This is a genomic window from Pseudomonas sp. FSL L8-0168, assembly GCF_037976155.1.
Lineage (GTDB): Bacteria > Pseudomonadota > Gammaproteobacteria > Pseudomonadales > Pseudomonadaceae > Aquipseudomonas > Aquipseudomonas paracarnis.
On record NZ_CP150262.1, the window covers coordinates 3,269,880 to 3,296,342 of the forward strand.

Sequence of the window (26,463 nt, forward strand, 5' to 3'; positions counted from 1 at the left end):
CTCACCCCTTTTGCCAACCTTGCGTTGGCCGGAACGCCCGAGATGCCCAGCCCCAACGACACAACCCACATCGATATCGCCGGCCAGCAGGTGCCCGTCGTCAAGGGTGGCTTGTACGACCGCTTTCGCTCCAACCCGCCGTTGTCGGTGGTTGCAGCAGAATTACCCGGGGTTGATTTAAGCTGGTTCAAAGGGTTGCAAAAGCACAAGGTCGACATCGGTTTTGAATCCTACTCGCCCAATTTTTACTACCAGAACAGTCGGGTAACAGCAGTCTATACAGCCGACATCGATAAGCTTCGGGCGTTGATGCCACCGCAGGTACTGGCCGCCGTGCAGCCCTTGCAAGTCTGGCCGGGTCGCGGGCTGATCGCGTTTACTGCGTACACCTATGAGCATTGCGATAACGACGCCTATAACGAAGTCGCCGTGTCGATCATCACGAACAAACCTGGCAAAGCCAACCTGGGCCCCTTTACGCTGGTGGGCCAGTCGATGTCGCAGGACTTTTGGGGCTATGTGCTCAAGCTGCCGGTGAATACCGAGCTGGCGCGGGTGCGCGGCGTGGTCGGTTACAACCTGCCGAAATGGCTGACTGGCATTGATCGCAAAGAGGATGGGCACTCGGTGGTGTATGACATTACCGACAGCCAGACCGGCAAGCTGGACGTGTCGTTCAAGGCCAAAAAGCTTGAGAAACTGTCCCATGATGCGGACCTGGTCACCAGCAGTTTCACCAATCTCGATCACCACGGCCAACTGGCCTACGGGTACGCGGTTTCCCGCCAGCTCAGCCATGGCTCCAGCCGTGACGCAGACTCAGCCACCCTCACGCTGGGCGATGGCAGCCTGTCCAATTACCTGCGCGACCTCAAGCTGGGGAAAATGCTGAAGTACGAATACGTACCCGAGTTCCAGAGCGCACTCTATGCGCCAGAGCCGCTCGCCAACCTGATTGGCGAACGCTGACCCTTGTGCGCCGGTCAGGCCCTCGGGGCCCGGCGGGCGCTTTTTCTTGTGGATGAGGCTGGAGCGCCCCCTTCCTCGCGCAGACGGTTAATCAGCATCTGCGCATTCTCCGCACAGGCCATGCCCTCGGGCTTGCCTTCGATGCCCTTGATGACGTTCAGCAACTGAGCCTTGTTCTGGGCCAGCCGTTGTTGCAGCACCTCGATTTCCTCGACCTTGTGCTTGAGCCCGCTGAGCAGCTCGTCATGCTGCCAACCACCGGCACTTCTGGGCATTAACTGCCGGATTTCTTCCAGAGAGAAACCGGCTGCCTGGGCACCCTTGATGATCTCCAACACCGCCTCGGTGCCGGGTGCATAGTCCCGATAGCCGTTGGATTTACGCTCAACCGATTGGATCAGGCCGCTCGCTTCGTAGAAACGGATGCGTGAGGCCGCCAACCCGCTGATTTTTGCCAACTCGCCTATTCTCATGTACCACCCACGAAAAACCATTGACCTTAAAGTTGACTTTAAACCTAAAGTCATTGGGCGGCCAAGGCGGCGATTCGTAGACGGCACGCTTGCCAGACACGAATGGGCTGCAGTGGGTCAATCCAGCGCCATGATCGCGATTCGATCAGGCCATCATTTCATTTGGGAGAGGCGAACATGGGCTACGTCACCACGCGAGACGGTGTTGAAATTTTCTACAAGGACTGGGGCCCACGCGATGCCCAAGTCATTTTCTTTCATCATGGCTGGCCACTGAGCGCAGATGATTGGGACGCGCAAATGCTGTTTTTCCTGGGCGAAGGCTACCGGGTCGTTGCCCACGACCGACGTGGCCACGGGCGTTCCAGCCAGGTTTGGGACGGGCACGATATGGACCACTATGCCGACGACGTTGCGGCGGTGGTCGAGCACCTGGGTATACAAACTGCGGTGCATGTCGGTCACTCCACCGGCGGCGGTGAAGTGGTTCATTACATCGCCCGCCACGGCGAAGACCGCGTCTCGAAGGCCGCCATCATTAGTGCCGTCCCTCCTTTGATGGTCCAGACCCCGAGCAATCCTGGTGGCCTGCCCAAGTCAGTGTTCGACGACTTGCAGGCGCAGCTGAAAGCCAACCGCGCACAGTTCTATCAGGACGTTCCCGCCGGACCTTTCTACGGCTATAACCGCCCAGGCGCCAAGCCGTCCGAGGGCATCATCCTGAACTGGTGGCGGCAAGGCATGATGGGCTGTGCCAAGGCGCACTATGACGGGATCGTGGCGTTTTCCCAGACCGATTTCACCGAAGACCTGAAGAGCATCCAGATTCCCGTATTGGTCATGCATGGCGACGATGATCAGATCGTCCCCCATGAAAATGCCGGGGTGCTGTCCGCCAAATTGTTGAAAAACAGCACGCTGAAAATCTACCCGGGCTTCCCGCATGGCATGCCTACTACCCATGCCGATACGATTAATGCGGATTTGCTGGCGTTTATAAGGAGCTGATTGATTATTGGGGGGGCGGGTGACCGCCTCCCCTCTACCTGAACCGCTCGTTTCAGGTCATGCTGCGTCCTTCATTTCAAGGACGATAAAAACAATGAAAGCCCCCCTCGCCGCCCTGCTCCTGATCAGCCTGACTGGGCCTGCACTCGCCAACGACCCCATCGGTTTCCAAACCACCACCATCCCTGACACTCACAACATTCGCCCACTGGAAATGGCCGTGTGGTACCCCTCCACCAGCACCGCCCAACCCAAGCTGATCGCTGACAACCTGGTGTTCATCGGTGTGCTTGCGGTGCCTGATGCCGCACCGACGCCCGGTAAACATCCGGTGGTGGTGCTCTCCCACGGCTACGGTGGCAATTGGGGCAAGCAGGCGTGGTTGGCCAGTGCGCTGGCCCGGCAGGGGTATATCGTGGCGGCAGTGAATCACCCTGGCACCACCAGCCAGGATCGCAGCGCGCAAGCCGCCGCGCAGTTGTGGCAACGGCCCAAGGATTTGAGCCGGGCCATTGATGCGCTGCTGGTACAGCCCACGCCATTTGGCGCGGTGGACAGCGGCCGGATCGCGGTGATAGGCCATTCCCTGGGGGGCTGGACGGTCATGGAGAGCGCGGGGGCGCGTTTTGACCCGGCGTTGTTTGCCCGGGACTGCGACGCCCATCCGACGTTGGTGGCGTGCAAGGCTTACCGTGAGATGAACCCTGAAGGTACGCCGAGCGGGAAGGCTCAAGTGGCCGCGGACTTGAGCGACAAGCGCGTGACCGCTGTGGTGTCTCTGGACTTGGGCCTGTCGCGCGGCTTTACCGATGCGAGCCTAGCGGCATTGCCGGTGCCGGCGTTGGTAATCGCTGCCGGTGTGCCGTCAGCGGATTTGCCGGCGCAAATGGAATCGGCTGACATGGCCAAGCGGCTACCAAAAATGTCGACTCAGTACGTGGAGATCCAGGACGCCAACCACTTCAGTTTTATGTCTCAGTGCAAACCGGGCGCGGCAGCGGTGCTTGACGCTGATGTGCCCGGCGACAGCATGATTTGCCAGGACGGCGAAGGCGCGCGGCCACGGCCCGTGATCCAGCAGCAAGTGATCACGCTGATCAGCGAGTTCCTGGCGCGCTGAACCGGTAGTATCATCCGCGCCTTTCCCCTTCAGGCAACGAAACATGAACCGCCAGAAAAAACTTCAGCAGCTCTTCAAAGCCAAAGCGAAAAAGGCCAGCGCCAAGCTGGCACCTAAAAGCAAAGACAAATACATCAGCAAGGCGGACCGTTTGAAGCTGGCGACCGAGGCCGGCCAAGAGCCGGTTACGGCTGGCGAGACGCCTGCTGAGTAAGACGCATGGCTGAAGGGGTTGCCGCTTCGTATTTACCCCAGATACGCCGCAAATGCCGCGCCGAGCCAAAGCCTGCGCGCTCGGCGATGGTTTCTGTGTCCAGGGCCGACTCGGCCAGCAGTTCCCGCGCCACCGCCAGGCGCAGGCGATGCAGGTAATCCAGTGGGCTGATGCCGACATGCTCCTGGAACAGGCGCGCCAGGTGTCGGCTGCTGGTGCAGGCCAGGCTTGCCATGCGGGTGAGTGTCCAGGCCTCGCAGGGGGCGGCGGCGATGGCGTCCTGCACACGGTGGAGCGCTGGGTGCAGGTGATTGCGCCCGGTCACCCAAGGCGATAGCTGCGGGTCGCTGCCGCTGCGGCGCAGGTACACCACCATGTCCCGCGCCACGGCGCAGGCCAAGCGTGGCCCGGCCAGTTCGGCAACCAGGTGCAGCATCAGGTCGATACCCGCCGTGATACCGGCGCTGCAACTGACCGGGCCGTCGGTGACGTACAGCCGGTTTTCCAGGACCCGGGCCTTGGGTGCGAGGGCTTGCAAGGTGGCGCACAGCGAATGGTGCGTGGTGCATTGGCGCCCATCGAGCAGCCCGGCCCTGGCGGCGCTCAACGCGCCGGCACACACGCACACCAGGCGTTCGGCCGAGGGCGCGAAGACGTTTTGCAACCACAGGGTGAGCTGCTGGCTGGCCGATTCGAAAGCCTTTTGGTGGGCCTTTGATACGTTCATCGTGGAGCCCACCAGCACCACCAGCGTGCCGGGCGCCAGAGTCTGCGGCAGGGGCGCCAGCCCGGTCAGTGGCAAGCCGATGGAGCTGTGCAGCGACTCCACCGGGCTGACGTACTGCAGGTCGAAATCCACCGCCGCCGGGTCCTCGGCTTGCGCGGCCAGGCGCAACACTTCAGCAGGCCCCGCCAGGTCGAGCATCAGCACATTGGGCAACAGCACGAACAGCACCGGTACGCTCACAGGTTCATCCTTCCAAGGCCTGTTCGACCGTGACGATGCGCGCAAAACGCTCTTCCAGCACCAGCTCCGTGCGTTCGCGGATTTGCGCAGAGGTGTACTCCCGGCCGCTACGCAGGTGGGTCATGGGGAACGTCAATGTCGCTTCACTGACAAAGTCCACCTTGAAGCCGCTGTCCGACGCCTGCCGCGTGGTGGTCTCGCAGCATTGCTCGGTCCGGATGCCACTGATGATCAGCGTGGTGACGTCCATCTCCGTGAGGCGAGCGGCCAGGGGCGTCCCGGCGAAGGCACTGTGGTAACGCTTATGGATCACCAACTGTGGATTGATCGACAGCTCGCTCAAGGCCCTGACGTTGCCCGATTGCATGGAGAAATGCCCTTGGTCTTCAACATGGAAGACTTGTACCACCGGGATGCCGCGCTGAACACAACCATCGATGAGGGCCTGCTGTTTTTCCAGATAGTCGGGCAGGTCGTTTTCGGACCAGTAGGTTGAATGGCGGAAGGAATGTTGGGCGTCGATCACGATCAGGGCTTTATGGGTCATGGACAGTCCTTGTGGCGTGCATCAGTGGGTAAACGATGCACGCCATGGTAAGGACCACCCACAGTGCGCGACAGACGCAAGGCAGACTACTTCAGGACGGATTCGGACATGGCACCGGGCACGCCATGGCACAACGGCTGCCGGGTTCGAAGCCATGGGCGTACTCATCCGCCAGGATCGTTTCCAGACGCGAATCAACGTGAGGCGCAAAGCCCAGGCGCCGGTAGAACGGAGCATTCCAGGGTACATGCTTGAAAGTGGTCAGCGTCACCGCACGCAGGTGTTGGGCGCGGGCATGCTCTATCGCCGTTTCCACCAATCTGCGCCCCCAGCCCTGGCCTTGCAGCGGCTGGGCAACCGACACTTCATGGATATGCAGGTCGTCGCCAAAGCGTTCTGCGCTGAGGAAGCCTTGAGGGTGATCGTGGTCATCAACCACCACCCAACAGGTCGATAGCGCGATCCATTGCCGATGGCGTTCGATGCTGATCGACGCCGCATCCGCCAGCCAAGCCAGCCCTTCGATTGCGCGAAATGCCTGGGCTGCGCACTGCTCGATGGCGGGCAACAAACCGGCATCTTGCGCGCGCGCCAGGCGAATGTGGGTGGACTGCTCAGCAGCCACTCAATGCCACCTGGGGCCGTTCACCCGCAAAGAAGAAGGGCCGTAAACGTACGCCCACGCCGTTGCCGATAAAGGCCGCCACCAGCCACACCCAGCCATGCAGGCTGCCCGAGGCGATGCCACTGAAGTACGCGCCGATGTTGCAGCCATAGGCCAGGCGCGACCCATAGCCGAGCATCAGGCCGCCGATCACCGCCGCGATCAACGAGCGCAGCGGGATGTTCAGGCTGGGCGCGAAACGCCCGGCCAGGCCTGCGGCCAGCAACGCGCCGAGGACAATGCCGATGTCCATGACGCTGGTGATGTCTTCCCACACCGGTGCAGCCAGGGCCTTGGCATTGCCCGGCATCTGCCAGAATGCCCAACTGGCGACATCCACGCCCAGCCCGCTCGCCACCTTGGCGCCCCACAGGGCGAACGCCGAGGTGATGCCCCACGGCCGTCCGGCCAGGGCGAGGGTGGCGTAGTTGAGCAGCGCCAGGCCAATCGCGCCCCACACCAGCGGCCAGGGTCCGCGCAGGAAGCGGCGTAGCCCTTGGTGCTCGCTTTGCACGCCTTGTTCAAGCTGGCCGTGACGGCGCTTTTCCAGGCGCACTGTCACCACTGCAATCAGCGCGAACACCGCCAGGCTCAAGACCAGCGCCGGCAGCACACCGAAACTTTTGACAATGGAAACCGCCGGGAACGATGGCAGTGCAAACCACCAGTCGACATGGTGGGTGGCGATCAACGAGCCGCAGATAAAGAACAGCAGCGTCACCAACATCCGGGCATTACCGCCGCCCACGGTGAACAAAGTACCCGACGCACAACCACCACCCAGCTGCATGCCGATCCCGAAGATGAACGCCCCGAACACCACCGACACACCGGCCGGCGCCACCAGCCCCACGACCGGCTGACCGAACAAAGTGCCCGCGCCCAACGCCGGGAAAAACAACAGCACCGCCACCGCCAGCATCACCATCTGCGCACGCAAGCCAGCGCCACGCCGATCATTAATGAACACACGCCAGGCCGAAGTGAAGCCGAAGGCCGCGTGATACAGCGTCAGGCCCAGCGCGGCGCCGACCACCAGCAGCAACACCTGGCGTGCGCCGACCATGTTTTGCAGGAACAGCGCGCCCGCCACCAGGATGATAAAGGCAATCAGTGGCGCGAGCGGCTTGCGCGCAGGCGTCAGGGAAAGAGAGGTGCTCATGGGGTTCTCGATTGGTTGGAAGGAGGCAAGTATAGCCCTAGACGGAATTTGATCAGATGGCGGCATTGCCGAAAGGCTCATCGCCTGAACCACCGCTATCGCAGCCTCGCTAAAGCTCGACAGCTCCCACAGGGGATCGGCGGTGTATGTGGAATACCGCTTTGCAGGGCCATCGCGACAAGCACAACTCCCGACAGCAACACCGCCCAAATGTGGGAGCTGTCGAGCCCCAGCGAGGCTGCGATGGCGGCGGCACAGGCAACCTCTTCATCGCCTGAACCACCGCTTTCGCAGCCTCGCTGAAGCTCGACAGCTCCCACAGGAGATCGGCGGTGTATGTGGAATATCGGTTTGCAGGGCCATCGCGCCAAACACAACTCTCGACAGCAACACCGCCCAAATGTGGGAGCTGTCGAGCCCCAGCGAGGCTGCGATGGCGGCGGCACAGGCAAAATCTTCAGCGCCTGAACCACCGCTTTCGCAGCCTCGCTAAAGCTCGACAGCTCCCACAGGGGATCGGCGGTGTATGTGGAATATCGGTTTGCAGGGCCATCGCGCCAAACACAATTCTCGACAATAACACCGCCCAAATGTGGGAGCTGTCGAGCCCCAGCGAGGCTGCGATGGCGGCGGCACAGGCAACCTCTTCAGCGCCTGAACCACCGCTTTCGCAGCCTCGCTGAAGCTCGACAGCTCCCACAGGGGATGGAGGACTGACTAACCCAGGCTGATCGACTTCCACGCGGCTTCAGCCAGCAGTTCGCGGTACTCAAAGGGGCTTTTTTTGACCTTCGCCGACAGCCACGCACGCGAGTAGCTTTCGGCCGCGCCAATGATCAGCGAAGGGATAAGTTCTGCGGGCAAATGACTGAAGTGCTCCTTGCGCCCTTCCCCGCCCATCCACTCCTTCAACTGCTGGTTGCGCTGCTTGTTGCGGGCAATCAACTCGTCCTTGAACGGCCCGCTGGACACGGCGAAACGGCTCTGGAAAACAAACCGCGCCCAGTCCGGCTGGGCGGTGACCCACTCAACGTAGCTGTACACCAGGCCGACCACACCGGCATGGGCCGTATCCGCCGCTTGCAGGTAGTGGTCACGCAGGGCGGCTTGGTCTTCCAGCGCAGCGAAGAACAGCGCGGCGACCAGCCCTTCCTTGTTGCCGAAGTGGTGATAGATAGCCCCCACACTGGTGTCGCAGCGCGCACGAATGGTCTCGATGTTGGTCGCCTCGATGCCTGCCTCGTTAAAACAGGCCAGCGCCTCACGCAGGATGGTGCGTTTGAGGTCGCTGCGCCTGCCGGGGAAGGTGCGCTCAATGAGATCGATGGAGTGCATGGGAGAACGCCAAATCGAAATAGTTTATAGGCTGAGCGCCCAGCAGAGAAAGCTCAGGTTGACAGCCATGGAATCTACAGAATATTGTTCTGGTACAGAATATTATTCTGTAACTACCCTTTGAGGATATTCCGATGAGCCAAGCCCTGAGCATGTTCAATAGCGTAGGCCCCGCCGCATTCAGCAACCTGGCGTGCCAAATGGCGCCCTACTTCAGCACCATCACTCCCGAGATCGCGGAGCTCAAACCCAACCATGCGGTGGTCACCGTGCCGTTTCGCAAGGAAATCACCAACCACCTGGCCTCGGTGCATGCCATCGCACTGTGCAACGCCGCCGAACTGGCCGGCGGCATGATGACCGACGCGTCGATCCCCGCAGGCGCACGCTGGATTCCCAAAGGCATGACTGTGGAATACCTGGCCAAGGCGAAAACCGATATCCGCGCTGTTGCCGATGGCAGCGCTATCGATTGGCAGACTGCGGGGGACAAGATCGTGCCGGTCGAGATTTTCGATGCGGGTGGCGTCAAGGTCTTCACCGCCCACATCACCATGAATGTGAAGCTCGCTTAGGTAATCGGCCGGCCCAGGCAGTATCAGCTACGCAGCATCTGCAATGCGTGACTGGACGCCTGGTGCGGTCGACGATGCACTGCGAAGCGGTGCGGATTGCCGTGGTGGTATCGCCGGCGACGTGCGGCATCAATTGCGCATCGGCAATACCGCCAACGGCGAGCTGAACCGGTCTTTTCCAGGGCGAAGGTATCAATGGCGAACGCCTTATCGGCATATCAAATAAGAGGACGGGAAAGATCATCGGCCGTCAAAAAAATACCTCTTCTCCCAAGAGACACGGATCAAAGCTTTTAACTTTCTGATTAACCAGCGCTAAATAAAATCCTTCGAAAACGTCTTACTCAATGGGAAGTTTCGGCACACATAGCGTGCGAGAGAAACCTAAAAATCTTCATAACCCCTGAACGTCAGCCAATTGAGTAGGCGAAGCACTTGCGAGTCCTATCCATCGGCTTATTCAGGAACACACGGCCGGTGAAATGGCGCCCCCCTAGCTCAGAAGGATCTCTATGCAAAGCCTCCCGCTCTCTTCGTTACGCCTGCTCGGTGTGCTGGCAGTCATGGTCTGCGTGCTGTTGACGACGCCAGCCCGTGCCGACTACACCGACCTCTCCCTGACCCACGAAAAAAACATCCAGTCCTACGTCGTGAACCCCGACGGTAGCTTTGTGCTGGATGTCGAACGGGTTATGCGGATCAATGAAGAGCGCGCGATCACCTCCAACGCCCAGCGCTCTGTGACCTACAATCGCACCCTGGAAACTCTGGATATTGTCGAGGCCTACACTCTCAAATCCGATGGCCGCAAAGTCGTGGTAACACCAGACCGGATCAAGGAGCAGCAGGAACTGGAGTCTGCCCAGGCGCCGATGTTTCAGGACTCGCGGGTCAAAGTGGTGATCTTCCCGGAGCTGCAAGTGGGTGATCGCATGGTTCTGCGGTACCAGCGCCATCGCAATACGCCGTTGTTTGCGGGGCAGTTCGAAGACCTTTTCTCGCCGGATTTCTACCAGAATGAGCAGGTGCGCCTGAGCTACGACATGCCCGCCGAAATGAAGCTGTACGCCGACTCACGGGGTTTCAAAGCGTCCACGCCAGCCAACGCCAACGGGCGAACGGTGTACCGCTGGGACGTGGAACAAACCAAGAAAAATCGCGTGGAAGATGGCTCCGTTGCCTACACCGACTACGGGCAACTGCTGGCCGTATCGACGTTCACCGACTACAAACAGTTTGCCCAGGCCTACGCTGCACGCGCACAGGTAGAAGTGACCCCGGCCATGACCCAACTGGCCAAGGAACTCACCGCCAACCTCGACAACCCACGCAGCAAGGCCTTGGTGCTGAGTGACTGGGTACGCAAGAACATTCGCTATGTGGCCGTGTACGTCGGTGCCGGTGGCGTGGTGCCGCATTCAGCGCAGGCGGTGCTGGATAACCGTTATGGCGACTGCAAAGACCATGTAGCCCTGCTTGAAGCGCTGCTCAAAGCCGTCGCCATTGAAAGCTCGCCCGCACTGATCAACGCCGGCAACGCCTACGTACTGCCCCAGGTGCCGACCCTGGGCGTGCTCAACCATGTAATCACTTATGTACCCAGCCTCGATCTGTACCTGGACTCCACCGCGACACCCATCTCCGCTGGCTACCTGCCTCTGCCCGAACTCGGCAAACCGGTATTGCTGACACAGACCGGTGAGCGTAAGCAGACACCGTCCCGCCAGCCTGGCAAAGTGAACACAACCATGGTGTTCAAGGTCAACACCAAAGGCGCTGCAGACTTTACCAATGACTCCACCATCGACGGTTGGGGCGCGGAGCTTAACCGCTTCATGCTCAAGGCCATGCAGCCAGCCGACCGTAATCAGTTGGTGCAACAGGTCCTGAGCATGTTTGGGCAATCCGGTAGCGGCGTGATCGAAACTGACGCTTTGGACAGTACTGCCAATACCTTCAAGTTCGCGATCAATGGCCACACCAGCAACCTGGTGAACCTGCCGGGCCCGACTGGGGTGCCTACCCTATCCAGCCTGGCCGGCGGTATTGGCCAGAGCGTGTTTTCCTTGATGGCCGAAAAGGAACGCACTCAGAACTTCTCCTGCCTTTCGAGTGAGATATCAGAAGTAGCGCGCCTGGAGTTCCCCGCCAAGGTGAAGATCCTCGCGGTGCCCAAGGCGGTGTCGGTGAAACAGGCGGGCTTCGACTATCGCTCGACCTATGTGAAGAAGGCCAATACGGTGCTGATCACGCGCCAATATGTGTTTAGCAAGCCAGAGATTCTCTGCACGCCGGAGGATTTTGCGGCCATGCAGCCGGCGATTGAAGGCATGGTCAACGATTTGAAAAGCCAGGTGATTGTGCAGACGTTGTAACGCCCTGGCCCTTCTTGCGTGTCAGTGGTTATGCACTGGCGCGCGGGAAGCGGGGACTGCATGCTGAGGCGCAGCTATAAAACCGTTCCTAACCCGGTTGGCGCTTCTGTGAGGCGCTATCAGCCTTTAACGTTCTGACTCGACAGCCCGCCCGCTCGTAAAATCAAGAATGACGGTAAACCTCTGTTGCTCACGGATCACCTCAATCTGCCAGCCCAGCTTTGCGCACAATTGCCGCATCAACTGCAACCCAAGACCATATCCATAGTCGTCGGATTCCTGCCGCGGCTTGGCCTCGTTGATGTAATTGGCAATCACCAGCCGGGGGTATTTGAAACTGATATCCACCGTGCCCTCTTCCGCGTATTGCAGCGCATTGCGCAGGAAGTTGCCGATCACGATACGACACGCCGTAGGGGGCAGTCGGCAAGGTTCGTTGTGGATGTCGATGCTCAGCTCAATATCTCGGTGACCGATCAGGTAGCGGTGTTTTTCAATCAGGTCGCCCACCAGCTCGCTCAGGTCAACGTCTTCTTCCGGCAGCGGCTCTGGACGCTCGCGACTCATCCACAGCAATGTCTCGGCGATCAGTTGCATATTCAGCACCGAGCGTTCTATGCGCTGCAATGAGGGTGGCAGCACACCGCCCGATTGCAGGGCCAACAATTCGATTGTGGCCTTGAGCACCGCCAGGGGCGTGCGCAGTTCATGGCTGGTGTAGCGCAACAGGCGGCCTTCGCGCTGGCTGGCGGCCTGCACCTGCTCAACACTTTTGGTCAGGGCATCAGCCAGCATGTTGAACTCCTTGAAACTGAAACCCGGCCGTGTGCCGGTCAGTGCCTCAGGGTCTTTGAGTGTGCCGGACCATTGCACCAGGCGCCCCAGCGGCCGAACCAGCCACCAGACCAGCAAGGCGATGATGATCAGCGCCGGCACGAAGACCGCCAGGCTGATGAACTTGACACTCTCTATGACCTGATCGAAATAGGCGTCAGACAACGGCGTCTCGACCTCTCCCCCTGCTTCCTTATCGTGATCGATGTCGTACATGTAGAGGATTTTGCCGTCACCCAGGGGCTGTTCGAGGATGATCTGGAAGGGCTCGTCGTCGTCATCGGAATAGAGATCGCCAAAGATATTCACCGCGCCGAAGGACAGGCTCGGCGATGTAGTGAGCAACTCGCGCACGTCCTGAGGCAACGCCTCCTTGCCGATGACGCTGGTGTAGAAGTAATTGTGCGGCGTCGGCGTGGTCGGGTCCTGTTTGTAATGCCGGAGAAAATACTGAGCTTCCTCCTCCATCATCGCGCTGGCCGTGTAGAACAGGCCGCGCACGGTGAATTCAGGCAGCAGCTTGCTGTAGATCACCAGCACCACCGCAATCAGACACAGGAAACTGCCGCTGATTACCCACTTCAGACTCAGGCCGTTACGCATGGGGTTTTACCTGAATGCCGACACCCGCCAGGGTATGAATCAACGGCCGGCCAAAGGGTTTGTCTACCGTCTTGCGCAGCCGATGCATATGTACTTTGAGCGAATTACTGTCGGGCGGCTCATCGCCCCAGATCTTCGCCTCCAGGCGCTCCCGAGAGACCGGTTGAGGACTTGCGCGCATCAGGTTTTCCAACAAGGTCCAACAGATGGGCGACAAATGCAGCTCCTGCCCTGCCCGGCTGACTTTACGCGTGGTCAGTTCCATCACCAGGTCGTCCACTTGCAGCCGACTGGTCTGGCCGCTGCGACGCAGGCTCAGGGCACGAATCCTGGCGACCAGTTCGGCCAGTTCGAACGGCTTGACCAGGTAGTCGTCGGCGCCAGCGGCAAAACTGGCGAGCTTGTCGGATAACGCGTCCAGCGAGGTCAGCATCAGGATCGGCGTCTGGATGCCTTGCTGGCGCAACCGATCGCATACCTGCTGGCCATCCAGTCGCGGCAGCATGATATCCAGGAGAATAACGTCGTAATGCTGATTGAGGGCCAGGTTAAGTCCGGTCTGACCATTACTGACGTGATCGCAGACGATGCCGCTGATCTCCAGGTACTCGATGACGGTGGTAGCCAGGTCCAGATTGTCCTCGACCAGCAGCAGATGAATATGCACGGAAAAAACCTCGGGCGGGTAGTGCTCAGCGGTGTGAAGGATAGCGGAAGTCGGGCTGTTTCCCGCGATGTTTACCTGGTGTTAACCCCGTGCTGCTTAGGCTAAGGCTCTTCTTATCCAGAGCTCGTCACCGTCATGAACCTGTATTCGATGATCAAAGGGGTGCTGTTAGCCGTGATTTTCCTCGCGCTGATGGTGGGCATCCTTCCACAGCAAACTCAGCTGGTACGCATGGGAGGCAGTGGCTGGTTTCTGATTGGCCAGAATGTTGAGCAGACAGGGTCGTGTCATGTCGCCCGTGCGTCGTGATGAGATTGGCGCCAGCTATACCGGCCAGTTGGTCGCCTGTGTGGTGCTGGTTATTGGCGTGGCGGTTTCGATGGGTGTCTATATCGCGCGCTTGAATGCGCACCTCGATGAGCAACGCGACCTGTCCTCGGTGTATCTGCCCGACTGCCCTGACGGCCGTGGTGGTTTTATGGTCTATCCCGATGACAGGCGCAGTGGTGATCAGTGCTACACCGCCGGTGAGGATGAATCGATGGATGTCGATCAGGTGCAGCGGCTATCAGGCTCGAACCTGGCGCAATGGTTCGACTCCATCCTGCCTGCGGTTCAAACCCCGAGCAGGCACTAGATACCTCGCGCACTGAACGGCACGGGCCTATTGCTTGCGCAGCGCAGCAGCCAGCCGCCCCATGGCTGTTTCGATTTCATGGGCAGTCAAGGATGAATATCCTAACAGCCAACCTTGTTTCTTCTCCTCGCCGGCGTACAACCGACTGAGTCCGGGCAACTGCACGCCTGCGCTGGCAGCTTGGCGGATGGTGTTTTCCTCCGACCAGCCATCGGCCAAAAGGCAGGGCATCTGCAGCCCGCCATGGGGGCACAAGGCTGTGGCAATCCCCTTCAGGTGTTTGCCGATGGCGGTGAGCATGACGGCCCGGCGCGCAGCGTACAGTTTGCGCATGGCCCGGACATGGCCGTGGTAGTGGCCGTCCTCCATGAAGCGCGCCAGAGTCAGTTGGAGGATCTGTGGCGTGTGACCGTCCATGATGCTTCGCGCATAGGTGAATGCGCTGACCAGTTCGGCAGGCAGCACCATGTAGCCCATCCGCAATCCGGGATAGAGCGTTTTGCTGAAGGTGCCGAGGTAGATCGTGCGCTGGTACGGGTCCAGGCCCTGGACGCAGGCAATCGGCGGCCCGTCGTAGTGGAACTCGCTGTCATAGTCGTCCTCGAGGATCCACTTGCCCTGCTCGGCCGCCCAGTTGATCAGCTCCAACCGGCGCTCCAGCGCTAACGTGGCGCCGGTGGGGTATTGGTGCGAAGGCGTCACATAGACGCAATTGGCGCCGCTGCGGTCTGCCCGCAGCAGGTCGGTGCGGATCCCCAGTGCATCAACTTCAATAGGCACCACCTGGGTCTCGGCCGCTTCAAAAGCCTTCTTGGCACCGTAGTAACCGGGGTTTTCCAGGAGGATGGGCTTGCCGGCATCCACTAATAATTGGGCACACAGGTACAGGGCCTGGCGAGTGCTGCTCAGTACCAGAACCTGGCTGGGTGAGCATTTGGCGCCGCGCTCGAGGTTCAAGTAGGTGGCGATCGCCTTGCGCAAAGGCTCGGCGCCTTGCGGGTCGCCATGCAACAGGACGTTACCCCGGTAGTCCTTCATGGCCTGGCGTTGCAGGCGCTCCCATATATCGACAGGAAAGGTACGGGTTTCCGGCAGCCCGGTGGCGAAGGCCTTCACCGCCTGTTGATCAGTCACGCCACCCGTATCGAACATCATCCGGCCGCGCCGGCTCAAGCCCGCCCCTGGCACTGCATCACTGCGCTGGGTGTCTTGCATGTTGATGCGCTGGCGCGCAGCCCCGCGTAACTCGGTGCCCACTGCCTCCGATACATAGCTGCCCGAGCCCTCGCGCCGCACAATGAAGCCGTCCCGGTGCAAATGCACATAGGCGTTCTCGACCGTGTCGCGGGCAACGCCTAGCGTTTTGGCCAGAACTCGGGTTGCCGGCAGCTTGAGGCCCGCATCAAGGGCCCCCTCAAGAATCAATGCCCGCAAGGCGCGCTGGATTCGCAGGTGCAGATCCAGCCGCTGAAACTCGGCATCGTTGAGCCGGATTTTCAGTGTTTCGAGCTCGAAGGTTTGCGCCATGCGGTCTGCTCTATATGAATAAATTGGCAGGAAGAAGCAGGCCAGTTTATCCGTAGACTCTGCGCTTCGCCATTTGCAAGGAGCAACGTAACGCCATGCCTTCGTCAACACCCAACGCATCGGTTCGCCTCAGCGACCTCATCCCGCCGATTGTCGCCGGCCTGATCTCGGTCATCGTCAATTATGGCGGCACCTTCATTCTGGTGTTCCAGGCCGCCAAGGTCGCTGGGCTGAGCCCTGAGTTGACGGCGTCCTGGGTGTGGTCGGTGTCCATCGGCGTGGGGGTCACCGGGCTGTTTCTCAGCTGGGTTTCCCGCACACCTATCATCACCGCCTGGTCCACACCGGCTGCTGCCTTTCTGGTTGTGGCCCTGTCCACCACGCCCTATGCCGAGGCGGTGGGCGCGTACATGATCTCGGCCGCGGCCTTCGTGCTGCTGGGCTTATCCGGCTATTTCGAAAAAGTCATCCGGCTGATCCCGCCAGGCGTGGCCGCCGGGTTGCTCGCCGGTATTCTGTTGCAGTTCGGCATCGGTGCTTTCGGCGGCATGAGCCTTGACCCGATGCTGGTCGGCTTGCTGATTGTTGCCTACCTCGTGCTCAAACGCCTGACCGCACGCTACGCGGTTGTGGGTATTCTGGCGTTGGGACTGGCCTTCTTGATGGCTCAGGGACGGGTCGACTTGTCGGGCCTGGAACTGCAACTGGCAGCGCCCATATTCACCCGGCCTGAGTTTTCGCTCAACGCCTTGCTCAGCGTCGCGCTGCCGCTGTTTCTGATCACCCTGACCGGCCAGTACATGCCCGGCATGCTGGTGCTGCGCAACGATGGGTTCAACACCAGTGCCAACCCTATCGTGACCATCACCGGGCTGGGCTCCTTGCTTATGGCGCCTTTTGGTTCGCACGCGTTCAATATCGCGGCGATCACCGCCGCCATCTGCACCGGCAAGCAAGCCCACGAAGAGCCCTCCAAGCGCTGGATCGCCGGGATTGCGGCAGGTGTTTTTTACATCCTCGTCGGGGTCTTCGGCGTCACCCTCGCCGCGCTGTTCATGGCCTTTCCGGCCACCTTCATCACCACCCTGGCCGGGCTCGCCCTGCTCGGCACTATCGGCGGCAGCCTGGCCGGCGCCATGGCCGATGCCAGCTCCCGTGAGGCTTCGCTGATTACCTTTCTGGCAGCGGCCGCCAACATCACGTTGTTCGGGATTGGCGGGGCGTTTTGGGGGCTGCTGATTGGGTTGGCGGCGTACGTCGTGCTTAATGGGCAGTTGCCGCGTCGGGGGCTTGATGCTCGTGAGAACGCTGCTAACTGAGGCACCGCGACCTGGGCTCAAACGCAGCCCGCCTACCACTCAAACGCTTCGATATGGCATTCGGTCATGTCTATGCATGCCTTCCGACAAAGCATACAGAACATGGCTACGTAAACAGACGCCCGTTGCGCACGGAAATCCGCAGGCAATCTCTGCAAGATCAAGCTCCAACTGATCGGAGGGAAAATGGCGTGTCCACGATATAGATCGTCACAGCCGATCGTCCATTTCATCGCTTTTCATGCATCCAAAAATGAACGGCGCCAGTACCTGGAGGTTTGAGCCATGAAAGACGAATACGACTTCAGTAACGCCAAGCGCGGCGTCATCGCAAGCAACAAAGGCAAAACCCGTATCACGATCATGCTGGACGATGCTGTGATCGAAGCCGCCCGTGAACGTGCGCAGAGTGCAGGCACCGGCTATCAGACCGTAATCAACAATCTACTGCGGCAGGCATTGGTGTCCCAGGACACCTATAACCTAGCGCCAGCCTCGAAGAAATAAGCCAAAACCTTGCAAGTTCTCAACAATGGCATCAGCGTGTCAGAGGTCGAAGCGTTGGAACAGCAGTTGATAGCGCTCGCTGGAGAATTGAATCGAATGCTTGTTAATCCGCTGCCTGCCAAATCAAAAAGCAAACCTGTCTAAATCGAAGCGCTAGAGTTGGCTTCTTGCGAATCGCGCCATGCAGGCCAAATCCTAGGCAAAAAAAGCCTGCATCTCTGCAGCCCGCCTCCCGAGCAAGAGTCTCTCCCAAGTATCCTAGCTGAGTAAGACGCTACCAAGGCGGCTAGGAAAAAATTCCGTTTTGTGGAAGTCGTTTCTATCAGGTCGATGTAATTCATAGGAAATGAAAGCCATGTACTTCAAGTTCATCACTCTGTTCGCACTCGCATTGCTCACTGGCTGCACGACAATCCCCTACGAAAAACCGCAAGACCAGTTGAACATCCAGAAAGACTTGTTATTAAAGCCTGAGGAAATTGTCACAATGACCCAGGTGAATTGGTGCGCCTACGCCTATGGAGAAGTGACGCCTTGCCACCCTCAGGAAGCGCTGGGGGTTCAGACTCGGACAAAATTGATATTGGCCAGTTACGACAAGCCCCACTACAAAACAGTTGTTGAAGTACGAGCCAGCGACGTCATGTGCGCGCACCTACAAACGCCGGTAGATACCGCTCCCAATCTGCTTTTGTTCGCCCAAGACTATGCCGTGCAGATTTGGCCAGTAGAGCCGAGTTTTAAACCGGATATCGCGAAGAAAAAGCTCATTGTGGAAACCCTGCTCCAACCAGGAAAACGAACCTTGGTGGGCACTGAAAAGGATTATGTAAGGGACACGGGGCGAGGGAGAGCGGGGATGACGATGACCTCTATCGTAAACCTGGTTAATCCTTGTTCGCTTTGAAACTGTAAGGTAACCGTCCGGCCCACTCACCGTAAGCGTCTGCCGAACACATCTTGCACTCGCCCGTCTTGGTGCGCAGGCAAACCGTCTTGGTTCAGGGATCTGGAGGTGTTTCTGTTTTTGCAGCACAAATTGCTACAGCTTTGGGAGCCAAGGTTATCGTCACCTCGAGCCGTGATGACAATCTGGAGGCTGTAAAAAACTGGGCGCTGTTGCGGGTATAAATTATCGCACTACCCCTGAGTGGGCAGAGGAAGTTCTGAAGCTCACTGACGGCAAGGGAGTGGATCTCCTGCTGGATGTGGCAGGCGGTGACGGCATCAATCAATCGATTGCTGCAACAAAGGCAGGTGGACGTATCGCACAGATCGGCTTTCTGACAGGCCAGACCTCTACCTTGAACCTGATGCCTATGATTTTCCGGCAAACAACGATTCGCGGCATAGCCGTTGCTCCACGCTCGGCATTTGACCGAATGAACGAATTCTTGAACGAGCACAAGATTCGCCCGGTAATCGACCACGTGTATCCAGTCGATCAAGCACGCGAAGCGTACGAACATTTGGCCAGAGGCGCCTTTGGTAAGGTAGTAATCAAAATTGCTTAGGACCCAGCCACTTCAATCTCACTCGCCCGCTGCGAAGGCAGGCGCGTGAGCACGCCCTTCAAATAAGCATACGGATCATGCCCGTTGATGGCGTCATGGGAAGCGCGCTGGGTTGCTGGGTCAAATCCCAAGAAAAAAAAGCCTGTATCTCTACAGGCTTTTCTCTATCTGGCTCCACGACCTGGACTCGAACCAGGGACCCAATGATTAACAGTCATTTGCTACCTGTTAGTCACAACGGTGCCACGAAAAACGAGGTGGAGACATAGAAACGCTGTGTAGCGCGAGCGCATGAACGCATCACGCCATGAAAGTTAGTCGCGTTGGATTAGCTTGTCAAAGCAGGGTAACTCATTGGGCTGTAGGAAAAGGAGACGGTAATCGCTCATACGCCATACCGCTTGTTACCGCCAGAGGTAATGCAGTATCGACCACCCCTAGGCCCTATACACACGTTTCCAGAGGAACAGGGGCACGAGGAGCCGTAAGCTGGAGTCTGTTGGCGAGCAGGCTGTACTGGCTGCGTCACTGGTTTGGGTTTCGAAACGAAGTAGCAGCCCGACCCGCTGCACAAGCTTTTTGACGAAAGCCACTTCGGTGATTGACCATCAATACTGATGCGTGCCCAATCGTTGCGCGTCTCGAAAACCTGAACCTTTTCCCCGCGCTTCAGCTTCGAGACGACCTTACCGCTTGGTTGATTCCGGACATTGAGATTATCAGCGCTTACAAAGTGCTCAGTCGCAGAGACAGGGGCCGGCGTTGAGGGTGAGGCTGGAGAAGTCGACTCAAACGTACTCGGCGCGCTCAGAACGCCTGACTGTGCGGGGGCTGAAGGCGTGTCCTTCTTCCCCACTGCCCACAGGACGGCAAAAACAAGCAGGAGCGGGACAAACCATGACCGGGACTTCTTGCGCATATCCATTGCTCTCATTCGGCACGTATTACAACGGGTGTCTTCCTGACCAACCTGACGCATCACCTATTGCGAGCTTAGCCAATCTTCCGTTTTTTGCAGCCAACCTAATTTCGAAAGCTTGGTTTTTCCCTGATCCAGTATCTCGAGCAGACGCTGCGTCGCATCATTAGAAAGAAACCATTTGACTCTTTCTGCATTGCAGTGTTTTGGGTCGCTCCACGCCCATTCACCACCCTGTCCGCCGCAGCTATGTGGTGGTCAGCTATGAAGGTCTGATGCCCTTTGAAAATCCCCAATTGCTCGGTCGCATCAGTGAAGCTGGTGTCACCCAAAAAACGCAGTGGCATGGCATGGTTGAGTTGCTAAACAAGCCTCCAGCTAGCTAAGCGATATTTCTCACTCGAACTCTCCTTCCAAAAAAACAGCGTAAAGCCGCCTATTAAATTGCATTGATATTAAAAATCACCCCAGACTCGTTGAAACCCTACCAACTGGATGGTAGCTTTGTTTCAGATCTTAAATATCTGCAACCAACGACATCCCTGTGAGAATCCCATGCAAGACTGGAAGCAAACCCGAAAAGACATCAACACTCGTTTGATAGAGCTGAATGGCTTGTCACCTGAAACCATGAAGGGTATGGCTGCTCTCGGTGCCGCCGGAAGCAAAACCCATCATCTAGACGCCAAGACTCGCGAACTCATCTCCCTCGCAGTGGCCGTGACGACTCGCTGCGATGGCTGCATTGCATTTCACGCCGCTGAAGCAAAGAAGCTCGGTGTAACCAGTGAAGAGGTCGCCGAAGCACTGGGTGTAGCTATCAACATGAATGCCGGTGCCGCGCTGGTGTACAGCACCCACGTACTCGACGCGTTCGATAAGTCCTAATTCAAACGCCGATGTTCTTCCCCTTCAACGACGTCGAGATTAATTATGAATACGCTGTTCGCACCTTACGATCTGGCCGGTACTCCGCTGAAAAACCGTGTTGTCATGGCCCCAATGACTCGCACCCGAACCTTGAACAACATTCCGAATGAATCCAACGCGCTTTACTACGCGCAACGAGCTTCCGCCGGCTTGCTGATCACAGAAGGCCTGCCTATTTCCGATGAGGCTCGCGGCTATCTGTACACCCCTGGCATTTACGAAGATGTGCACTTACCAGGCTGGCGCAAAGTGACTGACGCGGTGCACGCCAAGGGCGGGAAGATTTTTGCGCAGCTCTGGCACGTAGGCCGTATGTCCCACACCTCGGTACACGGCATGGTGCCAGTCTCCTCGGGCACGGTGCCTGCGGTAGATACCACGGTGTATGCCTGGATCGAGCCCGGTAAATCTGGCCCGGTACAGCCAAGCACACCACGTGCGCTGGAAACTGAAGAAGTGAAACGCGTCATCGCCGACTTCGTGAAGTCCGCAAGGATGGCCATTGACGCCGGCTTTGACGGTATCGAAATCATGGCAGCCAACGGCTTCCTGTTCGACCAATTCCTGAGCAGCGCCCTGAACACTCGTACTGATCAGTACGGAGGCTCTATTGCGAACCGCCAACGCTTCCTGCTGGAGACCATTGATGCGATTGCTGCTGAAATCGGCGGATCGAAGATTGGCGTTCGCTTCTCTCCGTTTGGTCGACTGTATGACTTCGGTGTGTACGAAGGCGAAGAAGAAACCTGGATGAGTATGGCGGCTGCCCTCAACGAAAGAGAGCTGGCATTTGTTCACCTGAACTACCAACCGACCATCCTCGCCGCGCAAACGCCACCAGGTTTCGGCGCTGCATTCCGTGAAGCGTACAAGGGCACCTTGATGGCTGCGGGCGGCTTCACCAAAGAGATTGCAGAGTCTGAGTTGGCCAAAGGCGAGCTAGATCTGATTGCCTTTGGCACCGCCTACATTGCCAACCCTGATCTGGTAGAGCGCATGCAGAACAATTGGCCATTGGCCGAGGGTGATCGCGCGACCTACTACGGCGTAAGCGGTTCGATTGATAAGGGCTACACCGACTATCCGGAATACGCAGCGGCCAAAGCCTGATATTCCTTCACAAACATCTAGGAGAACACCATGCCACTCGTAACTATCAAAGGGATTGAAGGCGTTTTTTCCGACGAGCAAAAAGCTGAGGTGATTCGCAAAGTGACTGACGCTATGGTGTCGGTTGAAGGCGAAAACATGCGCGCTCTCACGTGGGTCATCTTCGAAGAGGTAAAAAGTGGAGACTGGGGTATTGGTGGCAAACCTGTGACCACCCAAGAAGTATTGAAGCTGCAAGCCGGCGAGTAAGGCTTCACCTTCAGATCATTAGCTTCCTGTTATTTGAGTGCGGCCATGCTCAACGAACAGGGAGCTTTTCCGTTCTTGGAGAACGCCAGGTTTGTGGGGACTACTCCGTGATTCTGATCATTTACGCCCATCCTTACCCTGACAAATCCAACGTCAACATGTTGATGCTCAATCTGGCAGCCAGCAATCCCGCTGTCGCAATCCGTTCGCTGTACGACCTCTACCCCGGTTTCAATATCGACGTTCAAGCTGAGCAGAGAGCGGTGGAACAGGCGGATCTCCTCGCTCTGCAACACCCGCTGTACTGGTATAGCTATGGGGCACATCATTACCCTACGTCAGATGGGTGTGGAAGAAGTCGAGCGAGAAACATTTGAAAGCGCATTGCCCCTCGGGCGCCGGGGTTTTGGAGCAACTCGGGATAGGACGCTACGAAGCTCGTGAGCGTGCGGATCGATTCCGCCGCCTGAGTTTGGAGATGCTAGAGGAGATGGCCGCTCAGGCCCAGGACGATACCGAATTCAAGTATGACGCTTACAAACGAGCCAACGCTTTACTAACGGAAATATTCAATGAAGACCGCGCTCATCCAAGTGATGCTGGCCCAGGAAAAGTGAGCCTTGCGCATAGGGAGACAGGTAGCTGATTTGGCTTATAGGTCGCGGAGGGATGCTTGGTTAGCTAACATCTTCCAGCTCAGTGATGATTGCTTTTTTCAAGGCCGAGACCGATTTAGACCCAGCGAAGACTTTCAACAGTCGGCCTTCATGAAACACCGCCAACGACGGCACAGAGCGGATGCCGTACATCTGCGCGATTGTCGGAGACGCCGCGATATCGATCTTCCCAAAAACTGCTAGAGAGTGGAGCTTTTCCTCCAGCTCAATGAAGATTGGCTTCATTTCTTTACAGGGTTTGCACCAAGAGGCTGAGAACATTACGACACTGCTTCCTTTGGCTACGAAGCGGGCAAATTGGGGAGCGCTCAATTCAACGATACGGCTCATTGGGATCTCACATGTTGTGTTAAGGAAAAGGGGGCACCTTCTGAGTACCCCCGTTCCGTTGTCCATCAAATTTCGCAGCCATCAATGCCGCAGACTTGACCCATCAATGAGCTATCCCCGGTTCTCGCTTTAGCAACCATTTGATCCAGCGCTTCAAGAAAGATCGCTTCTGGCTGAGCACCTGACACCGAGAACGCGTTGTTGAAGACAAAAAGTGGCACGCCGGAACCCAGTTGGGCTGCGAAATGCTCGTCCTCTAGCATCTCAACACGCAGCTCCACGGATGACCGCGCCAACTGAATTGATTCATCGGGCACACCTGCCTCCTTCGCAATCGCCTCCAAATTGACGCGATCAAAAAGCGACTTGCCGTGACTGGTACTTTGCTCGTACAGCGCCTCAACAAGGCGCTTTTTCACTGTCGTGTCTTCAACTGCTTTCACCAGGATATGAGCATCCGCTGTGTCACCAAACATCATGGTGTCGAAGCGATAATCCAGCCCGTCAGCCTGGCCATATTTACTGACCGTACTCATCATCGCCGCTGCGGAGTCTGGGTTGCCGAGTTTACGTTTCAGTGCCGCGATCATCGGTTCAGGGGCGTGATTTGCAGCCAGTCGATAGGCCCGAATGTTGACCTGTACATCGTCCTTCTGCGGTAAGTTTTCGAGTGCTTTTTCAAAACGACGCTTGGCAATCCAGCACCAGGGACACACATAATCAGACCAGATATCGACTACATATTTTTTCGAAGGGGTTTGCATATTTTATCCTGCACGGAGAAGTGAAGATTGCATTGCGGCCATTTCAAGCAAATGGTTAAAGCCAGCCAACGGGTCGGCTGAGCGACCCAATGTCCAATCAATGAGGCTTGCTCCCTCCAACATGCTCAGAAGCATGAAAGCGAAGTGCTCAACAGATGTTCCCAGCGATCAGCTGTGCTGCCGGACGGCGTCATTGAGGGTGCTTTGGAGCCAAGTGAGCTGCGAATTGAAGAATTCCCTTGTGAGCCCTTGGAGCGACAAAGGCAACGCAGCGATTTGCGCCGCCAAGGCGCCGCATAACGGCAGCAGCCCCTCATTCGCGCTGATCACAAAAAGTCGGGAAAAAGCCTGTAAGCGGTTTCCGCGTAGCTCAGCAGCGCGGCTTTTGATGGACACTTGAAACTCCTACAACCAGCACCCTTGTCACCGGAGCGGCGTGCTGCAGAGCGCCCCAATGAGAGGCGCTACACGCAGAGCTTGCCTCGGTGTTTAGGCACGCACCGCCATCACCCCTGCATCGACGTCCCAGATAGCACCAGTCACCCAGGAGGTTTTATCGGAGAGTAAGAAGAGGATGGTGTTGGCGACGTCTTCAGGAACACCGACTCGACCCAGTGGGTGGAAGTCGTTCAGCGACTTCATCGCATCCGGGATCGCGTCCTTATCCATGAAACCTTCATAGATCGAGGTGTGAACGATGCCTGGCGAAACGGCATTGACTCGGATACCTGAGGGAGCCAATTCAATTGCCAGGTTTCGGGTGACTGCGTGCAGGCCCGCCTTGGCCATCGAATAAGCGGTTGCTGGAGAGCCGGCCAGCGCGGCCTGCGCGCCAATCGAACCGACGTTAACAATGGAGCCTTCGCGCTTGGCAGCAAGCATATTCTTGACCACGGCCTGCGTGATAAAGAATGTGGCGCGGTTCAGATCCAGGTACATGTCGTAGTCAGCCTCATCGTGCTCGATGAAAGGCTTCGGAATGAATATGCCTGCAGAGTTCACCATGAAGCCGATGTCACTGTGGTTGGCATTGATTTCGTTGCGTACATGATTCATCCCTTCCTCGGTCATGAGGTTGGCAACGATCACTGATACGGTCCCCAACTGACTCAGCTCGGCGCGCACAGCATCGGCTTTATCCTGTTTGCTGCCGGTGAGAACCACGCTGCCACCTGCCTTTAAAAACTGGCGCGCTGTTTCCAGGCCCATGCCGCTCGTGCCGCCAACAACCAACAGTTTTTTACCTGCAAAAAAATCGCTCATTACAGACTCCGGTATTAGATTCGTAAGAGGTCGCCAGCGGCAAGGTGCCGCGCTGACCTATGGCCAGAACGGTTAGCCTTCGATGACTTCGAGCTTAGGGAGCATGCGAATGGCTTTAGAGAAGTTTGCGTAGTTGACCGAAGTCTTGAGCACTACGTTGTGCAGCTCCTCTACACGCTCACGGGAGGCGTCGGTTTGCAGGCGAATGACGACACTCACCTCGTCGTAGCCTGGGTTAACGCTTTCGTCGATGCCTAGGAAACCGCGCAGGTCGAGGGTGCCGTCAGTCTCGATCTCCAGGCTGTGAATCTTGATGCCCATCATCGCGGCATTGGCGGCATAGCCGACCGACATGCAGGCGTTGAGAGCAGCCATCAGCAGCTCCTGAGGGTTGGGCGCGGTGTTCTCGCCAAGCAATTCATTCGGCTCATCGGCTGCAATTTCAAAATCGCGGGAATAGGTTTCACCAGCCAAGCTGTAACGGCTGACTTTGGCTACAGAACGGGTCTGCCCCTTCCAAGCAGTCTTAACGTTGAAGCTTGCGTGGCGCTTAGTCGCATCACCAGCAACGCCTTCGGCGAAATTCTGGAGTGCGGCGACATCGATACCATTCAGATTGCTGCTCATTGGACGTTCCTCTTCAGATAAGCCGGACGATTCGACCGGAAGAGAAACAAGCCTACCAAGTAGTAGGTTGGCTTACAAGGAAGATGACGATACCAATAGCTTCGAAAAGCTAGGCTGCATAGAGGATTTGGGAATATTGATGACAACACAGTGGGAGTCGTGACCGACAGAATCACTCCGAGAGTGACGCCAGCACAGGTCATCTCACAGCTCTAAGCATCAGGTTTGTTTTATGTAACTGTACGAATTGATGGCACAAGACCGTCTCCGCATAGATATAAAATCAAGGAGGTTTATCGCTGTTTATGCCCCAGGCCACGTATTGGGACGAGATGGAGCTTCGTTTCAAGAGGTCACTTTGAACGCAGCCAAGAGCGCGGTCGCCGCTAAACATGGGCGGTACTGTACAATTCGCGGTCAGGAAAAAGCGCCGCCTACAAGCAAACCTCCCCGTCATTGGATGCAAATCTACCGCACACCAGATAATACCGAGTGATCTATCTGGTAGTTTTAGTCTGCGCTAATTAAAACAGCGTAGATTGGCTCGCGACCCCGAATCAAATAACTCAAGGCCGCC

Annotated in this window: 29 protein-coding genes and 4 pseudogenes; 17 read left to right on the forward strand and 16 right to left on the reverse strand. The window is 57.7% G+C overall.

The genetic code is table 11. From position 1 onward, the window contains the following. The first annotated feature begins 42 nt into the window (after nt 1-42). Entirely contained in the window at nt 43-969 is a 927-nt protein-coding gene (locus tag MHH62_RS14850; protein WP_198833597.1) for an acetoacetate decarboxylase family protein, read from the forward strand. 14 nt (nt 970-983) lie between these two features. On the opposite strand, the gene MHH62_RS14855 is transcribed toward MHH62_RS14850, so the two are convergent. Then, nucleotides 984-1,442 (reverse strand): MerR family transcriptional regulator, encoded by a 459-nt coding sequence (locus tag MHH62_RS14855; protein ID WP_014719214.1) that lies wholly within the window; start codon nt 1,440-1,442, stop codon nt 984-986. A 177-nt stretch (nt 1,443-1,619) separates the two neighbouring features. Here MHH62_RS14855 and MHH62_RS14860 point away from each other — a divergent pair, with 177 nt between their 5' ends. From MHH62_RS14860 to MHH62_RS14870, 3 genes are all read left to right on the forward strand, one after another. Next, nucleotides 1,620-2,450, forward strand: coding sequence for an alpha/beta hydrolase (locus MHH62_RS14860; protein ID WP_103452478.1), 831 nt, complete (start codon nt 1,620-1,622; stop codon nt 2,448-2,450). Nucleotides 2,451-2,544: 94 nt separating this feature from the next. After that, the gene (locus MHH62_RS14865; protein ID WP_339231231.1) at nt 2,545-3,570 is read left to right on the forward strand and encodes an alpha/beta fold hydrolase; all 1,026 of its coding nucleotides are present in this window, start codon (nt 2,545-2,547) and stop codon (nt 3,568-3,570) included. Between the two features lie 43 nt (nt 3,571-3,613). Then, nucleotides 3,614-3,784 (forward strand): DUF2986 domain-containing protein, encoded by a 171-nt coding sequence (locus tag MHH62_RS14870; RefSeq protein WP_014719217.1) that lies wholly within the window; start codon nt 3,614-3,616, stop codon nt 3,782-3,784. Here MHH62_RS14870 and MHH62_RS14875 read toward each other — a convergent pair. From MHH62_RS14875 to MHH62_RS14895, 5 genes are all read right to left on the reverse strand, one after another. Beyond that, complete coding sequence (locus MHH62_RS14875) at nt 3,756-4,751, reverse strand: helix-turn-helix domain-containing protein (RefSeq protein WP_339231232.1); 996 nt, start codon at nt 4,749-4,751, stop codon at nt 3,756-3,758. The genes MHH62_RS14870 and MHH62_RS14875 overlap by 29 nt on opposite strands. A gap of 4 nt (nt 4,752-4,755) precedes the next feature. Then, entirely contained in the window at nt 4,756-5,298 is a 543-nt protein-coding gene (locus tag MHH62_RS14880) for an isochorismatase family protein (protein WP_019817539.1), read from the reverse strand. Between the two features lie 91 nt (nt 5,299-5,389). After that, entirely contained in the window at nt 5,390-5,923 is a 534-nt protein-coding gene (locus MHH62_RS14885; protein WP_339231235.1) for a GNAT family N-acetyltransferase, read from the reverse strand. Next, nucleotides 5,913-7,124 (reverse strand): YeeE/YedE family protein, encoded by a 1,212-nt coding sequence (locus MHH62_RS14890; protein WP_019817537.1) that lies wholly within the window; start codon nt 7,122-7,124, stop codon nt 5,913-5,915. The genes MHH62_RS14885 and MHH62_RS14890 overlap by 11 nt, the downstream gene beginning before the upstream one ends. 717 nt (nt 7,125-7,841) lie before the next feature. Continuing rightward, the gene (locus tag MHH62_RS14895) at nt 7,842-8,459 is read right to left on the reverse strand and encodes a TetR/AcrR family transcriptional regulator (protein WP_014719222.1); all 618 of its coding nucleotides are present in this window, start codon (nt 8,457-8,459) and stop codon (nt 7,842-7,844) included. A gap of 134 nt (nt 8,460-8,593) precedes the next feature. Here MHH62_RS14895 and MHH62_RS14900 point away from each other — a divergent pair, with 134 nt between their 5' ends. Then, a complete protein-coding gene (locus MHH62_RS14900) occupies nt 8,594-9,034 on the forward strand; it encodes a hotdog fold domain-containing protein (protein WP_003192702.1) in 441 nt (146 codons plus the stop codon). 512 nt (nt 9,035-9,546) lie between these two features. Then, nucleotides 9,547-11,409 carry a DUF3857 and transglutaminase domain-containing protein gene (locus tag MHH62_RS14905; RefSeq protein WP_339231237.1) on the forward strand — a complete coding sequence of 621 codons (1,863 nt, stop codon included), beginning with the start codon at nt 9,547-9,549 and terminating at the stop codon, nt 11,407-11,409. 126 nt (nt 11,410-11,535) lie between these two features. Here the strand turns inward: MHH62_RS14905 and MHH62_RS14910 are convergent, their stop codons facing one another. Both MHH62_RS14910 and MHH62_RS14915 read right to left on the reverse strand, forming a co-directional pair. After that, nucleotides 11,536-12,846, reverse strand: a complete 1,311-nt coding sequence (locus MHH62_RS14910; RefSeq protein WP_339231238.1) for a HAMP domain-containing sensor histidine kinase — start codon at nt 12,844-12,846, stop codon at nt 11,536-11,538. After that, nucleotides 12,839-13,513 carry a response regulator transcription factor gene (locus tag MHH62_RS14915; protein WP_019817535.1) on the reverse strand — a complete coding sequence of 225 codons (675 nt, stop codon included), beginning with the start codon at nt 13,511-13,513 and terminating at the stop codon, nt 12,839-12,841. The genes MHH62_RS14910 and MHH62_RS14915 overlap by 8 nt, the downstream gene beginning before the upstream one ends. Before the next feature lie 135 nt (nt 13,514-13,648). Between MHH62_RS14915 and MHH62_RS14920 the strand changes: the two genes are divergently transcribed. Together MHH62_RS14920 and MHH62_RS14925 are read left to right on the forward strand one after the other, a co-directional pair. Then, a complete protein-coding gene (locus tag MHH62_RS14920; RefSeq protein ID WP_014719228.1) occupies nt 13,649-13,822 on the forward strand; it encodes a hypothetical protein in 174 nt (57 codons plus the stop codon). Beyond that, nucleotides 13,803-14,150, forward strand: a complete 348-nt coding sequence (locus tag MHH62_RS14925; protein WP_339231241.1) for a hypothetical protein — start codon at nt 13,803-13,805, stop codon at nt 14,148-14,150. The genes MHH62_RS14920 and MHH62_RS14925 overlap by 20 nt, the downstream gene beginning before the upstream one ends. A 27-nt stretch (nt 14,151-14,177) precedes the next feature. Here MHH62_RS14925 and MHH62_RS14930 read toward each other — a convergent pair whose 3' ends face one another. Next, nucleotides 14,178-15,677, reverse strand: a complete 1,500-nt coding sequence (locus tag MHH62_RS14930; protein WP_014719230.1) for a PLP-dependent aminotransferase family protein — start codon at nt 15,675-15,677, stop codon at nt 14,178-14,180. A gap of 95 nt (nt 15,678-15,772) precedes the next feature. Here MHH62_RS14930 and MHH62_RS14935 point away from each other — a divergent pair, with 95 nt between their 5' ends. From MHH62_RS14935 to MHH62_RS14950, 4 genes and pseudogenes are all read left to right on the forward strand, one after another. Continuing rightward, on the forward strand, nt 15,773-16,996 hold the full coding sequence (locus tag MHH62_RS14935; protein ID WP_339231243.1) for a benzoate/H(+) symporter BenE family transporter: 1,224 nt from the start codon (nt 15,773-15,775) through the stop codon (nt 16,994-16,996). Nucleotides 16,997-17,281: 285 nt separating this feature from the next. Beyond that, nucleotides 17,282-17,647 (forward strand): annotated as a pseudogene (locus MHH62_RS14940) (BrnA antitoxin family protein). A gap of 211 nt (nt 17,648-17,858) precedes the next feature. Beyond that, on the forward strand, nt 17,859-18,410 hold the full coding sequence (locus MHH62_RS14945; protein ID WP_019817530.1) for a hypothetical protein: 552 nt from the start codon (nt 17,859-17,861) through the stop codon (nt 18,408-18,410). Nucleotides 18,411-18,490: 80 nt separating this feature from the next. Next, nucleotides 18,491-19,017, forward strand: a pseudogene (locus MHH62_RS14950) (NAD(P)-dependent alcohol dehydrogenase); the annotation flags it as partial. Here MHH62_RS14950 and MHH62_RS14955 read toward each other — a convergent pair. Beyond that, complete coding sequence (locus tag MHH62_RS14955; protein ID WP_322255497.1) at nt 19,014-19,148, reverse strand: transposase domain-containing protein; 135 nt, start codon at nt 19,146-19,148, stop codon at nt 19,014-19,016. The pseudogene MHH62_RS14950 and the gene MHH62_RS14955 sit on opposite strands and share 4 nt — an antisense overlap. A gap of 254 nt (nt 19,149-19,402) precedes the next feature. Next, a complete protein-coding gene (locus MHH62_RS14960; RefSeq protein ID WP_306372330.1) occupies nt 19,403-19,996 on the reverse strand; it encodes an SH3 domain-containing protein in 594 nt (197 codons plus the stop codon). A gap of 495 nt (nt 19,997-20,491) precedes the next feature. Here MHH62_RS14960 and MHH62_RS14965 point away from each other — a divergent pair, with 495 nt between their 5' ends. The 5 genes and pseudogenes from MHH62_RS14965 to MHH62_RS14985 all read left to right on the forward strand — a co-directional run. After that, complete coding sequence (locus MHH62_RS14965) at nt 20,492-20,824, forward strand: carboxymuconolactone decarboxylase family protein (RefSeq protein WP_014719234.1); 333 nt, start codon at nt 20,492-20,494, stop codon at nt 20,822-20,824. A gap of 45 nt (nt 20,825-20,869) precedes the next feature. Further along, nucleotides 20,870-21,976: an alkene reductase gene (locus MHH62_RS14970; RefSeq protein ID WP_108538346.1), complete on the forward strand. Its 1,107-nt coding sequence runs from the start codon at nt 20,870-20,872 to the stop codon at nt 21,974-21,976. Between the two features lie 30 nt (nt 21,977-22,006). Continuing rightward, complete coding sequence (locus MHH62_RS14975) at nt 22,007-22,225, forward strand: 4-oxalocrotonate tautomerase family protein (protein WP_014719236.1); 219 nt, start codon at nt 22,007-22,009, stop codon at nt 22,223-22,225. A gap of 107 nt (nt 22,226-22,332) precedes the next feature. Next, nucleotides 22,333-22,539: pseudogene (locus tag MHH62_RS14980) on the forward strand (NAD(P)H-dependent oxidoreductase); the annotation flags it as partial. Nucleotide 22,540: 1 nt separating this feature from the next. After that, a pseudogene (locus MHH62_RS14985) lies at nt 22,541-22,871 on the forward strand (glutathione-regulated potassium-efflux system protein KefC); the annotation flags it as partial. A 31-nt stretch (nt 22,872-22,902) separates the two neighbouring features. Here the strand turns inward: MHH62_RS14985 and MHH62_RS14990 are convergent. The 5 genes from MHH62_RS14990 to MHH62_RS15010 form a co-directional block, all read right to left on the reverse strand. Then, nucleotides 22,903-23,232, reverse strand: coding sequence for a thioredoxin family protein (locus MHH62_RS14990; RefSeq protein WP_103452251.1), 330 nt, complete (start codon nt 23,230-23,232; stop codon nt 22,903-22,905). Between the two features lie 65 nt (nt 23,233-23,297). Continuing rightward, nucleotides 23,298-23,996, reverse strand: a complete 699-nt coding sequence (locus tag MHH62_RS14995) for a DsbA family oxidoreductase (protein WP_014719238.1) — start codon at nt 23,994-23,996, stop codon at nt 23,298-23,300. Between the two features lie 168 nt (nt 23,997-24,164). Beyond that, entirely contained in the window at nt 24,165-24,392 is a 228-nt protein-coding gene (locus tag MHH62_RS15000) for a hypothetical protein (RefSeq protein WP_224796956.1), read from the reverse strand. Between the two features lie 93 nt (nt 24,393-24,485). After that, entirely contained in the window at nt 24,486-25,259 is a 774-nt protein-coding gene (locus tag MHH62_RS15005; RefSeq protein ID WP_019817523.1) for an SDR family oxidoreductase, read from the reverse strand. A gap of 72 nt (nt 25,260-25,331) precedes the next feature. Further along, on the reverse strand, nt 25,332-25,886 hold the full coding sequence (locus tag MHH62_RS15010; protein ID WP_014719240.1) for an OsmC family protein: 555 nt from the start codon (nt 25,884-25,886) through the stop codon (nt 25,332-25,334). Between the last annotated feature and the right edge of the window lie 577 nt (nt 25,887-26,463).

Excerpts from the sequence above, each read along its gene's own strand:
- MHH62_RS14850 (WP_198833597.1), top strand. The coding sequence starts at position 43 with ATGCCCAGCCCCAACGACACAACCCACATCGATATCGCCGGCCAGCAG.
- MHH62_RS14930 (WP_014719230.1), bottom strand. The coding sequence starts at position 15,677 with ATGGCGCAAACCTTCGAGCTCGAAACACTGAAAATCCGGCTCAACGAT.
- MHH62_RS14920 (WP_014719228.1), top strand. The coding sequence starts at position 13,649 with ATGAACCTGTATTCGATGATCAAAGGGGTGCTGTTAGCCGTGATTTTC.
- MHH62_RS14965 (WP_014719234.1), top strand. The coding sequence starts at position 20,492 with ATGCAAGACTGGAAGCAAACCCGAAAAGACATCAACACTCGTTTGATA.
- MHH62_RS14935 (WP_339231243.1), top strand. The coding sequence starts at position 15,773 with ATGCCTTCGTCAACACCCAACGCATCGGTTCGCCTCAGCGACCTCATC.
- MHH62_RS14945 (WP_019817530.1), top strand. The coding sequence starts at position 17,859 with ATGTACTTCAAGTTCATCACTCTGTTCGCACTCGCATTGCTCACTGGC.
- MHH62_RS15010 (WP_014719240.1), bottom strand. The coding sequence starts at position 25,886 with ATGAGCAGCAATCTGAATGGTATCGATGTCGCCGCACTCCAGAATTTC.
- MHH62_RS14880 (WP_019817539.1), bottom strand. The coding sequence starts at position 5,298 with ATGACCCATAAAGCCCTGATCGTGATCGACGCCCAACATTCCTTCCGC.
- MHH62_RS14895 (WP_014719222.1), bottom strand. The coding sequence starts at position 8,459 with ATGCACTCCATCGATCTCATTGAGCGCACCTTCCCCGGCAGGCGCAGC.
- MHH62_RS15005 (WP_019817523.1), bottom strand. The coding sequence starts at position 25,259 with ATGAGCGATTTTTTTGCAGGTAAAAAACTGTTGGTTGTTGGCGGCACG.
- MHH62_RS14870 (WP_014719217.1), top strand. The coding sequence starts at position 3,614 with ATGAACCGCCAGAAAAAACTTCAGCAGCTCTTCAAAGCCAAAGCGAAA.
- MHH62_RS14890 (WP_019817537.1), bottom strand. The coding sequence starts at position 7,124 with ATGAGCACCTCTCTTTCCCTGACGCCTGCGCGCAAGCCGCTCGCGCCA.
- MHH62_RS14975 (WP_014719236.1), top strand. The coding sequence starts at position 22,007 with ATGCCACTCGTAACTATCAAAGGGATTGAAGGCGTTTTTTCCGACGAG.
- MHH62_RS14970 (WP_108538346.1), top strand. The coding sequence starts at position 20,870 with ATGAATACGCTGTTCGCACCTTACGATCTGGCCGGTACTCCGCTGAAA.
- MHH62_RS14860 (WP_103452478.1), top strand. The coding sequence starts at position 1,620 with ATGGGCTACGTCACCACGCGAGACGGTGTTGAAATTTTCTACAAGGAC.
- MHH62_RS14865 (WP_339231231.1), top strand. The coding sequence starts at position 2,545 with ATGAAAGCCCCCCTCGCCGCCCTGCTCCTGATCAGCCTGACTGGGCCT.
- MHH62_RS14960 (WP_306372330.1), bottom strand. The coding sequence starts at position 19,996 with ATGCGTCAGGTTGGTCAGGAAGACACCCGTTGTAATACGTGCCGAATG.
- MHH62_RS14905 (WP_339231237.1), top strand. The coding sequence starts at position 9,547 with ATGCAAAGCCTCCCGCTCTCTTCGTTACGCCTGCTCGGTGTGCTGGCA.
- MHH62_RS14995 (WP_014719238.1), bottom strand. The coding sequence starts at position 23,996 with ATGCAAACCCCTTCGAAAAAATATGTAGTCGATATCTGGTCTGATTAT.
- MHH62_RS14900 (WP_003192702.1), top strand. The coding sequence starts at position 8,594 with ATGAGCCAAGCCCTGAGCATGTTCAATAGCGTAGGCCCCGCCGCATTC.
- MHH62_RS14925 (WP_339231241.1), top strand. The coding sequence starts at position 13,803 with ATGTCGCCCGTGCGTCGTGATGAGATTGGCGCCAGCTATACCGGCCAG.
- MHH62_RS14910 (WP_339231238.1), bottom strand. The coding sequence starts at position 12,846 with ATGCGTAACGGCCTGAGTCTGAAGTGGGTAATCAGCGGCAGTTTCCTG.
- MHH62_RS14990 (WP_103452251.1), bottom strand. The coding sequence starts at position 23,232 with ATGAGCCGTATCGTTGAATTGAGCGCTCCCCAATTTGCCCGCTTCGTA.
- MHH62_RS14855 (WP_014719214.1), bottom strand. The coding sequence starts at position 1,442 with ATGAGAATAGGCGAGTTGGCAAAAATCAGCGGGTTGGCGGCCTCACGC.